We start from the raw sequence: 12,075 nt of genomic DNA, 5'->3' as shown, positions 1-12,075 counted from the left end.
CACCGAGGGACTGTTGCCGGGTTGTACCCTCCACCACATGACCGAGAACCTCAGGACGCTGGCTCTCGAGGCTGCCGCGACCTCCGCCGCCCAGGCCGACCCGGACTACCCGCTGGTCCATCTTGCCCCGCCCGTGGGCCGTCTCAACGATCCCAACGGCCTGCTCGTCGATACCGGCACCTGTCACGCCTTTTATCAGTACACGCCCATGCACGGCAGCCGTCGGCTCGTGTACTGGGGACATGCGAGCTCGGCCGACATGCTCCACTGGGAGCACCATGACCCGGCAGTGGTGCCGGACTCGTACTACGACGCCAACGGTGCCTACTCGGGCAACGCCATCGTGCTGGAGGGCGAGGAGCTCACCGAGGCCCCGGCCGCAGCCCCGTACCAGCTCTTCTACACCGGCAACGTCAAGGACCCGCTGACCGACGAGCGCACGGCCAGCCAGTGCCTGGTCACCAGTGCGGACCTGGTCACCTTCACCAAGTGGCCCGGCAACCCTCTGCTGCCCACGCACGCGCCCGGCTACACCGCTCACTTCCGCGACCCCCAGGTGGCGCGGGACCCCGAGCGGCCGGGCGGCTACCGCATGCTGCTGGGCGTCCAGCGTGAGGATGAGACGGGCGCTGCGCTGCTCTACCGCTCAGCGGACCTGCTGTCCTGGGAGCTCGACGGCGAGATCACCTTCCCCGGCGCCGGCGGACGCCTCGACGCACTGGGCTACATGTGGGAGTGCCCCGGCCTGGCCACGCTCACCGACGAGCTGACCGGGCAGGACTGGGACGTCCTCATCTTCTGCCCACAGGGGGCGGACAGTGAGGCCGCCGGTGGCTACCGGACGGTCTTTCCGTGCGTGTACGCGGTCGGGCACCTAGTGGGTACCGAACTGCGCGACTGCGATGGGACCCTGCGCCAGGTGGACCACGGCTTGGAGTTCTACGCCCCGCAGATCTTCGCGCGTCGCCCGTCCGAGCCCGGAGAGGTGCTGCTCGCCGGGTGGGCGGGTAACGCCGGCCAGGACGACCAGCCCTCGATCGGCACGGGTGGCTGGGTCCACTGCCTGACCGTGCCGCGCGCGCTCAGCCTGCGCGGCGGGCGCCTGATCCAGCGGCCCTGCATCGAGGCCGGGCCGACGACGTCGGCGAACCTGGCGAGTCTGGAGGGGCACCGTTCCTGGCACCTCGTGCTCGACCTGGCGCGGCAGGCGGGTCGGGTCGGTGCGCAGACAGGGGCGCAGGCAGAGCCGGAGGCCGAGGCGGGCGTGTGCCTGACCATCGGTGATGAGGAGTGCTTCGTCACCGTTGAACTGGTCGCGGGGGAGGTACCGCGGCTTGTCATCGACCGTGGGCACTCGCGCTACCACGAGCCCGAGGCCGTGCGCATCGTCGAGCTGGACCCGGCGACGCCGCTGCGCCTGGAGGTCCTCCACGACCGTTCGGTGACGGAGGTCTTCGTCGGTGACGGTGACTGCGCCGCGACGTTCCGCTCCTTCGTGGCGCCGACGGCGAGCGGTGCGCGTCTTGCCTGTGGCACCGGTGTGCGGGTGGTGGAGGTGCGGGCGACCGCCCTCGACTGAGCGCGCGCGACACCCACCGCCAGTATGTGCTCCGCATCACGTTATGCGAGTCTGTTGGGACAGAAGTAGGCCGCGGTAATGTGACCATCGATTGACACAGGTCTGGTCGGACTGGTGGTCGCGACGTCCCCGCGTCCCGCCTCCCATTCCCGCTCACCGCCGAGCGACCGGGCCCCAGAGAAAGGAGACCCGGGTGGCAATGGATCATGCCCGCGTAGCCAGGGACGTCCTGACGTATGTCGGAGGCGCCGACAACATCACCGCGGCCGCGCACTGCGCGACACGCCTGCGACTCGTTCTGGCCGACATGGACAAGGTCGACCAGGCCGCCCTCGACAAGGACCCCGACCTCAAGGGCACCTTCATCGCCGGCGGCATGTTCCAGATCATCGTCGGCCCCGGCGACGTCGACCAGGTCTTCGCCCACATGGTGCGCAGCGGAGGCGTCAAGGAGGTCTCCAAGGACGAGGCCAAGGAGCAGGCCGCTAAGGGCGGCAACGTCTTCTCCCGCTTCATCAAGATGGTCGCGGACATCTTCGTCCCGGTCCTGCCCGCCCTCATCGCCGGCGGCCTCATGATGGCGCTCAACAACGTCCTGACCGCCGACTTCTTCACCTCCTCGGCCTACATCACCAACGACAACCCCCAGGGCATGTACTCCCTCGTCGACCGGTGGACGTGGCTCACCGACTACGCGGCCCTGGTCAACATGATCTCCGCGGCCGCCTTCTCCTTCCTGCCGATCCTCATTGGCTTCTCCGCAGCCAAGCGCTTCGGGGGCAACGTCTACCTCGGTGCCGCCATCGGTGGTGCCATGGTCTCCAGCGACCTGCTCAACGCCTGGAACACCGGCGCAGCACTCGTCGGCGAGTCCACGGTCGAGTACTGGCACCTGTTCGGCATGGAGGTCGCCAAGATCGGCTACCAGGCCCAGGTCATCCCGACGCTCGCCGTCACCTTCGTCATGTGCGTCATCGAGAAGCGCCTGCACACGTGGCTGTCGGGCACTGCCGACTTCCTGCTCACGCCACTGTTCACGATGCTCGTCACGGGCTTCCTCGCCTTCATCATCATTGGCCCGATCACCCGCCAGCTCGCCCAGTGGCTCACCGACGGCATCGCCTGGAGCTACGACAACCTCAGCCTCTTCGGCGGCCTGCTCTTCGGCCTGGTCTACTCGCCCATCGTCGTCACCGGCCTGCACCAGTCCTTCCCGGCCATCGAGATCCCGCTCATCACCCAGGGCGTGGGCGACTTCATCTTCCCCATCGCCTCCATGGCCAACGTCGCCCAGGGCGCCGTCGCCCTCGCCGTCTTCTTCAAGACCCAGGACGCCAAGATGAAGGGCCTGGCCGGTGCCGGTGGTGCCTCCGCCGTCTTCGGCATCACCGAGCCCGCCATCTTCGGTGTCAACCTGCGCCTGCGCTGGCCCTTCTTCATCGGTATGGGCGCCGCTGCCATCGGCTCCGCCCTCGTCTCCATCTTCGACGTACGCGGCCAGGCCCTGGGCGCTGCGGGCTTCGTCGGCTTCGTGTCGATCCGCCCGCAGGACATCGCGACCTACCTCATCCTCGAGCTCATCGTCTTCGCCCTCGCCTTCGCCGCCGCCTTCGTCTACGGCTCCACCCGTGGCGCCGCCTCACTGGGCGGTGACGTCGTGACCGACGAGGACGAGAAGGCCCTGGAGGCGGCCGCAGTCACTGCCCACGAGAGCCACGCCGTCGAGCTGCCCGCCGAGGCCGCCACCGACTACACGGTCACCGCTCCCATCGCGGGCCGCGCCATCGCCTTGGCCGAGGTTGAGGACCCGACCTTCTCCTCCGGCTTGCTCGGCCCGGGCCTGGCCGTTGACCCCGCTGAGGGACCGGTCGTCTCGCCGGTCGACGGCGAGGTTCTCGTCGCCTTCCCGACGGCCCACGCCTACGGTATCCGCTCCGCCTCAGGCATCGAGCTGCTCATCCACGTCGGCATGGACACCGTCCAGCTCGACGGCAAGCACTTCACGGCTCGGGTCAGGGCGGGCGACACCATCCGTCGCGGCCAGCCGCTGGTCGACGTCGACTGGGCCGCGGTCAAGGCCGCCGGGTATCAGACCGTCACCCCCGTCGTCGTGTCGAACGCGACCGCCTTCGGCGGCCTGGCTGACGAGCACACCGGCGAGGTGCAGCGCGGCGACGCCTTCTACAGCGTCGTGCCTGCCCCGGTGCAGGTGTAAGGCCTGACGTACGCAGCACGAGGGCCGGCATCCCGGAACACGGGGTGCCGGCCCTCGGCCGTCTAGGTGGGGGAGAGGACGCTCGGTGGGGGAGAGGGTCAGGTCGTGCGGCCCTGGAGCAAGGTGCCCGGCAGCTCGATGACCTGGTGTGCCGGCCGGGGACGTTCGTCGTCGTCACGTAGGGCCGTGATCTGCTCCAGGAGCAGGTCGACGGCGGTGCGGGCGATGGCGCGAATCGGCTGCTGCACCGTGGTCAGCCCCGGCAGTGCCCGGCGCAGCGCCGCCGTGCCGTCGAAGCCGACCACCTTGAACTCGCCGGGCACGTCAAGCCCGCGCGCATGGGCCCACTCCAGGGCGTCGGCTGCGGACAGGTCATCCGTGGCGAAGACGGCGTCCACCTGGTCCCTCAGCGCATCGAGGCCCTCACGGATCATCTGTGCGCGCCGCTCATCGGGGGTGTGGAAGTCGATCGCGATGATGACCGGCTCGATACCGGCCTCCTCGAGCACCGCCCGGTAGCCGGCCTCACGACGGTTGTGGGCTCCCGTACGGGAGGTCAGCAGCGCCGGACGGCGCGCACCGCGCGCGAGCAGGTGCTCGGTGGCCTGGCGGGCGCTGTCCTCGTTGGCGCAGCGCACGTTCGGCACGATGGGCGACAGGTCCCGGTCCACTGCGACCAGCGGCTTGTGGATGCTGCGGTACTCGCTGAGGTCCTCGTTGTGGGCGCCGGAGATGATCCCGTCGACCCGGTGGGAGACGAGCAGGTCGAGGTAGTCGTGCTCACGGTCCCGCCGGTCCAGGGAGTTGCAGATGAGCGTACGGTAGCCGTGCTCCGCCAGGGCGTCCTCGATCTCGGACGACAGCTCGCCGAAGAAGGGGAGGGCCACGGTGGGCACGATGATGCCGATGCTGTGTGTGGACTTGCCGTGCAGGGCACGTGCCACCTGGTTGGGGCGGTAGCCGAGCTCTTTGATGGCTTCGGCGACGCACGAGCGCGTGGCTTGGGAGAGGTAGCCGCGGTTGTTGAGCACCCGGGAGACGGTGGTGAGGGAGACCCCCGCCCGTTCGGCGACGTCGGCGAGCGTGGGCTCGCGGTGGTGGGGCACAGGGAACTCCTCATACATGTGACACAGGTATCCCGCACACACTATGCCACCGGGTGGCCTCTCCGGGCGGTGAGCGCTGTTGTCAGCGCCCGGTGACCGCTCCTTTCAGGCTGAAGGGCCGGGCGCGGGGGAGCACAGCGCCGGGACCAGGTCCTCGTAGAGGCGGATCATCGAGCGGGCGATGGCGGCGTGACCGGCGTCGTTCGGGTGGATGCCGTCGACGCTCAGCAGGTCCTCGTCGCCGTCGATCGCCAGGCTCATGGCATCGGTTGAGACAAGACCGAGTGTCGTTGCCTGCTCGTGGACCATGCGGCGCACGAGCTCGAAGCGCGGCCCGACGCCGAGGGTGGGGAAGTAGGGGGCGACGACGACGCTCACGCCCCGCAGCCGGGAGGCGAGGAAGGACAGGTCGTGCTCAACAGCCTGCTGGATGAGCTCGAGCTGGGAGGGCAGCAGCACGGCGTCGTTGAGCCCGAGGCTCACGGTGACGACATCGGGCTCGGCGCGCAGGACGGTCTCGAGCCAGGTGGTGTCCCGGGACGAGGGGGTGCGCCCACCGCCGGGCAGGTGTCCGCCGCGGCGGGCGAAGAAACCCATGCCGTCGTCGGCGAGGTTGACCTCGCGCCAGCGCAGGTGCTCGCACACGAGTGAGGTCCAGCGGTTGCGCGGGTGCGTGATGGCCTGCCAGCCGGTGGTGATGGAGTCCCCGAGGAAGACGGCGGTGGGGAAGGGGGTGGAGCGTGGAAGTGCGGGCACAGACCAACACAGTAGCCCCTGCATGTGTTCCGGCCTCACACAGGTCCCGTTTCTCAGAGGTCTCACAGGTGCACAGGGGGATACGAGCAGGAGATGGGCCTAACGTCATACGTATGACAACGATGAGAGGCGCGCAGACGCCCGATGGTGCCCGGGGTACCTTCCTCATAGGGCCGCACGGTCCGTTGCGCGACATGAATGTCTATGACACCAACTCCACGGGGAGCGAGAGGGTCGTCGCCGACGACGGTGCGTCGGGTCAGTGGGAGGTGTCTGCCACTGACGGGTCGGGGAACGTCTCGGGGGTGCTCAGCCCGGTGTGGCACACGGGGACGGTCGTCGGGGTGCTGGGCGTCGTCGTCGGCCTGGCGATGATTCTTGGCACGAGCGGGCTGGCGGCGGTGGTGCTGTGGCCGATAGGCGCGCTGTCCTTCATCAGCGGTGCGAGCGTGCTGTGGGCGACGCACCAGGCGCGACGCGCCGCGCGCAGCATGAGCGTGCGGATGACTCAGGTGCGGGTGACGCGATCCTGGCCGTGACGCGGCTGGAAGGGGAGGATGCCCGGCGTGCGGTCGGGCATCTCCGCATCGCCAGAATGACATAATGTACATTATCGGCGATATGTGAGAGAGGGCGTTCAGGCCGGGCGCATCTCCAGGCGGGCGACGATCGGGGTCGGGTCGTCCTTGAGACGCCCGTAGATGACGACATCCTCGCGCACGAGCACCACGTCCTCGCCGTCGTGCACCTCGACCAGACGCGCCTCGCGCAGCACGCCCTCCTGCAGGAAGCCCGCGGCGCGCGCAATGTTGCCGGCGTGACGGTACGAGGACACGTGCTCGAGCTCCAGACGGTCCAGGACCAGGCCGTCGTCGGACAGCGCCCAGTCAGCCACCGTCGCCACCGCACGGCGGGTCAGCCCGCGGCCGCGGTAGTCGTCCCCCATCCAGAAGCTGAGCGCGCCCGTGCCGTTGTCCTCATCCGCGGCAACGGAGACGAGACCCATGAGGACGTCATCCCCACCCACGATGGCCCAGCCATGCAGGGGCGAGCTCGCGTCCGAACGCGTTCTGACATAAGTCTGCGCAGACTCGAGGTCGACCACGCTGCCCTCCAAGGACATCCCCGTCGAGCCCGTGAAGGCACGGCGCACGGCCTCGGCGTCGTCGTCGCGCAGCGGACGCAGGTAGACGGTCTCAGCGGACGGAGAAGAAGCGACGTTGCTACTCATACGACTATCCAATCATCCCGCGTCGGCCCTCGCACAGGGGGCTCAGTCCCCCAGCGCCGTTCCGACGGCGCGCGCCGCCTCGATCCACTCGTGATCACGCGGCACGTACTTGACCTTGCCCGCCACCCGGCGCAGCGGCACAAGCTCCGTGCCGTGGCCGCGGTCCGCCACCATGACACCGAAGGAGCCGTCGGCGATCGCCCGCGCCCCGGCCACGCCCAGGCGGGTGCCCAGCAGGCGGTCAGCGGCGTTCGGCGTGCCACCGCGCTGGACGTAACCCAGGATCGTCACCCGGGCCTCAAGCCCGGTGCGCTCCTCGAGCTGGGAGGCCAAGGTGAAGGTGTTCGCCCGGTGGGAGGCCTCCAGGCGCTTGACACCCCGCTTGGCCGCCGCCTTCGACTCCGGCGACGAGGCCTCCTTGACCAGGGCCTGCGCGTGGTCGATCTCCTCGCGGTCCTCGCGCGACAGCGCCCCCTCGGCGACCGCGACGACGGAGAAGTTGGAGCCGTGCGAGCGGCGCCGCTCGATCCTTTGAGCGATGGCGTCGACGTCGTAGGGGATCTCGGGCAGGAGGATGACGTCCGCTCCCCCGGCGATACCGGCGCCGAGCGCCAGCCACCCCGCCCGGTGGCCCATGATCTCGGTGAGGATGATGCGGTGGTGGGAGTGGGCGGTTGAGTGCAAGCGGTCCACGGCCTCGGTGGCGATCTCCAGCGCCGTGGAGAAGCCGAAGGACGAGTCCGTCTCGACGATGTCGTTGTCAATCGTCTTGGGCAGGTGGAGGACGTTGAGCCCGGCGTCCATGAGTCGGCGGGCGTTCTTGGCCGTGCCTCCCCCACCGAGGCACACGAGTGCGTCCAGCTCGTTGCGCTCGTAGTTCTCAACGATGGTGGGCACCATGTCCCGCTCCTCGCCGTCAACCATCATGCGGTGGACCTTGTCACGGCTCGTGCCGAGCATGGTCCCGCCGGTGGTGAGGATGCCGGACAGCGAGAATGCGTCCAGCGCAGTCAAGCGGTTCTCGGCCAGACCGCGCATGCCGTCACGGAAGCCGATGAGCTCCCACCCGTACTCCTGGATCGCCGCCTTGCCGAATCCGCGGATCGCCGCGTTGAGTCCAGGGGCGTCTCCGCCAGCGGTCAGGATGCCGATGCGCTTGGTGGCCATGGGCTGATTATGCCCTGCCCTCAGCGCTCACGTGCCCGCCCAGACGGGTGTACATGGCGCCTGCCCGCCACCCGGTAGCATGGCCGCCGGACACACACGCACGTCCCGCCAGGAACAATCCGGTCGGTGGAGGCGTTGCAGCCAACAGGTCCCGTGCCGCCGTCCCGGGCTGCTATGTCATGTATGCCATGGGACCGACGGTGATCATCAGGTGATCTTCAAGGAGAGGCAACAACATGGCAGACCGCGCACTGCGTGGCATGACCATCGGCGCGAAGTCGATGGAGTCCGAGGAGGGCGTCGAGTTCGCCGAGCGCCAGATGGTCACCTTCGAGTGCCCGATGGCCCATGTGACAACCGTCCCCATGTCCCTGGAGGCGGAGATCCCGCCCACCTGGGAGTGCCCCGAGTGCGGTCAAACCGCGAGCCTGCGCGGCGAGGAGGAGACCGAGTCCGACGAACCCAAGAAGGCGCCGCGCACCCACTGGGACATGCTCCTGGAGCGCCGTTCCCTCGACGAGCTCAAGGTCCTCCTCGAGGAACGGCTCGAGCTCCTGCGCTCGGGCGAGATCTACCGCCAGCGCTTCTGAGCGGCTCAGCGCCTCACAACCCGCTCGCGCACCTCGCGCACGAGGCCATCGAGCTGAGCGACGCGTCGGCGCAGCCCCCACTTGGTCACCAGGGTCAGCTCCTCGGTGAAGATGCCCCCTGAGAGCTTGGACTGGCCGGCCTCACGCTCAACGAAGGTGATCGGCATCTCCACGATCCGGCCGCCCGCCTCCTCGACCAGCAGGGTCATGTTGACCTGGAAGCCGTAGCCGAGGGCCTCGACCCGCGACAGGTTCAGGCGGCGCAGGATGGAGGCGGTGTACACGCGGAATCCCGCCGTCGCATCCTTCACGCGCGTGCCGAGCATGACGTTGATGTAGAGGTTGCCCGCTCGCGACAGGGCCACGCGCCGCGCGTCCCAGCCCTCGGTGGCGCCGCCCGAGACCCATCGCGAGCCGATGACGAGGTCGGGAGCGTCCGACATCTCGGCGCGCTGGAGGAGCAGCGCCATGTCCTCAGCGCGGTGCGAGCCGTCCGCATCCATCTCCACGATGAGCTCGTAGCCGGCGTCCAGCGCCCAGGCGAAGCCTGCGAGGTAGGCCGGGCCGAGGCCGTTCTTCTCCTTGCGGTGCAGCACGTGAACGTGGTCGTCCTCCGCGGCCCGGGCGTCCGCGAAGGCACCCGTGCCGTCCGGTGAGGAGTCGTCGACGACGAGGATGTGGGCCTCGGGCGCCGCGGCGCGCACACGCTTAAGCGCGCCGGGCAGGGACTCGATCTCGTTGTAGGTCGGGATGACGACGACAGTCCTCACAGCACTCTCCTCCTGCGTCAGCGGCCGGACCGGCGTCGACGCCGGACCTGTGCACGTGCGTGGGACACGATACCTGCGGCGGCCAGCAACCCCGCCCCCACCATGATCACCGTGGCGGGCCAGGCACCGAGCCGGTCAGCCACGGTGATGGAGTGACGCAGCCCCACGTCGGCCACGAGCGCTCCCTGGACGCCGTCGTCGAGACGCTGGACGACCGTCCCGCGGGGGCTGATGACAGCGGTGATGCCGACCGTCGAGACCTGCACGACGCTGCGCCCGTGGATGACCGCCTGCACCCGCCCCTGGGCGAGCTGCTGCGCGGACTCGGAGGAGCCGACGAAGGAGGCGTTGTTGGTGGGGATGACGATGATGCTGCCGCCCTCGAGCACGCCGGTGCGCAGCACGTCGTCGTAGGCGACCTCGAAGCAGATCCCCAGGGCCAGGACGACGTCACGCTCCTGGGTCGCGGCCCGCACGGTCAGCGTGTGGGGGCCCGTGCCGGCCACCATGTCCGTGCCGATGCGGTCGGCCTGAGCGGTGACCGAGCGGATGAAGGAGCGCAGCGGGATGAACTCGCCGAAGGGCACAGGACGGTGCTTGCGGTAGTAGTCGCCCGCCCCCTGGCCGGGAGTCCACACGACGACGTCGTTGTAGCGTACGCCATCCGCATACGGGACGGCACCGACGAGCACCGGGGCCCCTATGCCCTGGGCCGCGCCCTCAACGAGGACAGCGCTGGCCGAGTACTCCCTCGGGTCGCGGTCGGCGGCGTTCTCCGGCCACACCACGAGGTCGACACTCCCCTCCCCCAACTCCTCCGCCAGGTCCAGGGTCGCCCGCGCATGGTTGTCCGTCACCTCCAGGGCACGGGCGAAGGCCTCCTCGTCGTGAGCCACCGACCCCTGGACGGCGGCGACACGGACCGTGCCGTCCTGCGTCGCTGAGGCCAGTGGCAGGGCCAGCGGTGCCAGGACCAGCACGCCTGTCACGGCGCCGGCGGCTAGCGCCCCCAGGAGGCGGCGCTCACGCAGCCCGTCCACCGCCTCGGCCAGGCAGCCCGCGGTCAGGGCGACGAGCAGGCTAAGGCCCACCGACCCGCCGTAGGCTGCCAGTGGCAGCGAGGGTGAGTCCGCCATGGCGAAGGCGAGCCGACCGAAGGGGAAGCCTCCCCAGGGCCAGCTCGAGCGCAGCTCCTCAACCCCGCACCACAGCACTGCGAAGGAGGCCGCACGCCCGGCCAGTGCCCACCGCTGCAGCATCTGGCTGCGCGAGACACATGCCCAGGCGGCGCCGAAGGCGGCGAGGTAGAGGCTCTCGACGACGGTCAGTGCCACCCAGCCGATGGGGGTGCCCATCGAGACGTGGGTGAAGTGCAGCAGCGGGGCGAAGAAGCCGACGCCGAAGAGCAGGCTCGTGGTCGCGGCCTCGACGGCGCCCCGGCCACGCGTGGTCAGGGCGAGCAGGGCGAGCGCCACAGGGGCGAGGAACCACAGGTCGTGCGGCGGGAAGGCGGCCCACAGCAGCAGGCCCGCCACGAGGCCGCCGGCCAGGCGGCGCAGGCGCGCGCGTGAGGACCGGCGGGTGCTCCCACCCCGGGCCGCCGAGCCGGGCCGCCGACGCACGTCCCGGCTGCGCACGCCCTTCTTCGGCACATCCCTTCTGCCCGCCACCTCAGCGCGCCAGCCTCGTGACTGCCGTGACCAGCAGGGCCAGGACGATACCCACGAGCGCCCCGAAGACGCAGGCGGCCGCCGTCGTCAGCACCCAGGAGACGACACCCACGTGCACCAGCTGCCCCACGTGCTCCATGAGGTGGTGCGGGCCCGCCACCCCGAGCGCGGCGAGGTTGTGGGCAAGGATCTGCCCGCCCACCCACAGCATGGCCACCGTGCCGAGCACCCCGATGGCGCTGAACAGGCCCGGAGCCAGGCGCACGACGGCGCGGCCGGCCCGGCGGGAGTGCTCGGTGCGCGCCCCGGAGGCCAGACGCAGGCCCAGGTCGTCGAGCTTGATGAGAGCGGCAACCAGCCCGTAGACGGCGAAGGTGATGAGCAGGGCGATGAGGATGAGCACGACGACCCGACGCCCCGATGACTCCCCCTGCACCTCGGCCAGCGCGAGCAGCATGATCTCGGTGGACAGGATGACGTCCGTCGTCGTGGCACGCCGGACGATCGTGTCCTCATCGACAGGCCCGCTGCTCTCGGCGCCGTGGTGGGCGTGCCCGAGCCGGTGGGCGATGGTCTCAAGGACCTTCTGCCCGCCTTCGAAGCACAGGTACGTGCCGCCGATGACGAGCGCCACCGGCAGCAGCGTGGGCGCGATCCAGCTCAGGGCCAGGGCGAGCGGCAGGATGATGAGGAGCTTGTTGCGCAGCGACCCCAGGGCGATGCGCCGAATGATGGGGATCTCCCGGTCCGGGGTGATGCCGGTGACGTACTGCGGCGTGGCGGCGACGTCGTCGACCGCGGCGGCGGAGACCTTCGCGGAGGTCTTGACGGCCATGGCCGCGGTGTCGTCGACGGTGGCCAGGGTGAGCTTGGCGAGCGTGGCGATGTCGTCCAGCAGGGCGAAGAATCCGGACACGGGAAGGGTGCTCCTCACGGTGGGGGCGGGCGCCCGTGCTCACACACAGCGGGCGTCCCGGAGCCTACCGTCCGG

Annotated in this window: 11 protein-coding genes; 4 read left to right on the top strand and 7 right to left on the bottom strand. The window is 69.8% G+C overall.

Going from position 1 to position 12,075, the window contains the following annotated elements:
• The first annotated feature begins 37 nt into the window (after window positions 1–37).
• Window positions 38–1,579 carry a glycoside hydrolase family 32 protein gene (locus tag ID810_RS06315; protein ID WP_166854961.1) on the top strand — a complete coding sequence of 514 codons (1,542 nt, stop codon included), beginning with the start codon at window positions 38–40 and terminating at the stop codon, window positions 1,577–1,579.
• Between the two features lie 199 nt (window positions 1,580–1,778).
• Window positions 1,779–3,794 carry a PTS sucrose transporter subunit IIABC gene (locus ID810_RS06310; RefSeq protein ID WP_188232549.1) on the top strand — a complete coding sequence of 672 codons (2,016 nt, stop codon included), beginning with the start codon at window positions 1,779–1,781 and terminating at the stop codon, window positions 3,792–3,794.
• 98 nt (window positions 3,795–3,892) lie between these two features.
• On the opposite strand, the gene ID810_RS06305 is transcribed toward ID810_RS06310, so the two are convergent.
• Together ID810_RS06305 and ID810_RS06300 are read right to left on the bottom strand one after the other, a co-directional pair.
• Entirely contained in the window at window positions 3,893–4,900 is a 1,008-nt protein-coding gene (locus ID810_RS06305; RefSeq protein WP_166854963.1) for a LacI family DNA-binding transcriptional regulator, read from the bottom strand.
• 105 nt (window positions 4,901–5,005) lie between these two features.
• The gene (locus ID810_RS06300) at window positions 5,006–5,680 is read right to left on the bottom strand and encodes an SGNH/GDSL hydrolase family protein (RefSeq protein WP_188232542.1); all 675 of its coding nucleotides are present in this window, start codon (window positions 5,678–5,680) and stop codon (window positions 5,006–5,008) included.
• A gap of 89 nt (window positions 5,681–5,769) precedes the next feature.
• Here ID810_RS06300 and ID810_RS06295 point away from each other — a divergent pair, with 89 nt between their 5' ends.
• On the top strand, window positions 5,770–6,195 hold the full coding sequence (locus tag ID810_RS06295) for a hypothetical protein (protein WP_167202229.1): 426 nt from the start codon (window positions 5,770–5,772) through the stop codon (window positions 6,193–6,195).
• 98 nt (window positions 6,196–6,293) lie between these two features.
• Here ID810_RS06295 and ID810_RS06290 read toward each other — a convergent pair whose 3' ends face one another.
• Together ID810_RS06290 and ID810_RS06285 are read right to left on the bottom strand one after the other, a co-directional pair.
• On the bottom strand, window positions 6,294–6,887 hold the full coding sequence (locus ID810_RS06290; RefSeq protein WP_166854966.1) for a GNAT family N-acetyltransferase: 594 nt from the start codon (window positions 6,885–6,887) through the stop codon (window positions 6,294–6,296).
• 42 nt (window positions 6,888–6,929) lie between these two features.
• Complete coding sequence (locus tag ID810_RS06285; RefSeq protein ID WP_166854967.1) at window positions 6,930–8,054, bottom strand: 6-phosphofructokinase; 1,125 nt, start codon at window positions 8,052–8,054, stop codon at window positions 6,930–6,932.
• Between the two features lie 236 nt (window positions 8,055–8,290).
• Here ID810_RS06285 and ID810_RS06280 point away from each other — a divergent pair, with 236 nt between their 5' ends.
• Window positions 8,291–8,644 carry an RNA polymerase-binding protein RbpA gene (locus ID810_RS06280; protein WP_166854968.1) on the top strand — a complete coding sequence of 118 codons (354 nt, stop codon included), beginning with the start codon at window positions 8,291–8,293 and terminating at the stop codon, window positions 8,642–8,644.
• A 5-nt stretch (window positions 8,645–8,649) separates the two neighbouring features.
• Here the strand turns inward: ID810_RS06280 and ID810_RS06275 are convergent, their stop codons facing one another.
• The 3 genes from ID810_RS06275 to ID810_RS06265 form a co-directional block, all read right to left on the bottom strand.
• Window positions 8,650–9,414, bottom strand: coding sequence for a polyprenol monophosphomannose synthase (locus tag ID810_RS06275; protein WP_166854969.1), 765 nt, complete (start codon window positions 9,412–9,414; stop codon window positions 8,650–8,652).
• A gap of 17 nt (window positions 9,415–9,431) precedes the next feature.
• A complete protein-coding gene (lnt, locus tag ID810_RS06270) occupies window positions 9,432–10,949 on the bottom strand; it encodes an apolipoprotein N-acyltransferase (RefSeq protein WP_235931439.1) in 1,518 nt (505 codons plus the stop codon).
• Window positions 10,950–11,085: 136 nt separating this feature from the next.
• Window positions 11,086–12,000 carry a DUF808 family protein gene (locus ID810_RS06265; protein ID WP_166854970.1) on the bottom strand — a complete coding sequence of 305 codons (915 nt, stop codon included), beginning with the start codon at window positions 11,998–12,000 and terminating at the stop codon, window positions 11,086–11,088.
• Window positions 12,001–12,075: the final 75 nt, after the last annotated feature.

Source organism: Actinomyces respiraculi (assembly GCF_014595995.2).
Classification (GTDB): Bacteria; Actinomycetota; Actinomycetes; order Actinomycetales; family Actinomycetaceae; genus Actinomyces; species Actinomyces respiraculi.
The sequence above is the reverse complement of the archived record's forward strand: the minus strand, read 5'-3'. Positions and strand labels throughout refer to the sequence as shown.

Coding starts and splice junctions, on each gene's coding strand:
- ID810_RS06295 (WP_167202229.1), top strand. CDS start 5,770: ATGACAACGATGAGAGGCGCGCAGACGCCCGATGGTGCCCGGGGTACC.
- ID810_RS06290 (WP_166854966.1), bottom strand. CDS start 6,887: ATGAGTAGCAACGTCGCTTCTTCTCCGTCCGCTGAGACCGTCTACCTG.
- ID810_RS06310 (WP_188232549.1), top strand. CDS start 1,779: ATGGATCATGCCCGCGTAGCCAGGGACGTCCTGACGTATGTCGGAGGC.
- ID810_RS06285 (WP_166854967.1), bottom strand. CDS start 8,054: ATGGCCACCAAGCGCATCGGCATCCTGACCGCTGGCGGAGACGCCCCT.
- ID810_RS06315 (WP_166854961.1), top strand. CDS start 38: ATGACCGAGAACCTCAGGACGCTGGCTCTCGAGGCTGCCGCGACCTCC.
- ID810_RS06300 (WP_188232542.1), bottom strand. CDS start 5,680: ATGCAGGGGCTACTGTGTTGGTCTGTGCCCGCACTTCCACGCTCCACC.
- ID810_RS06280 (WP_166854968.1), top strand. CDS start 8,291: ATGGCAGACCGCGCACTGCGTGGCATGACCATCGGCGCGAAGTCGATG.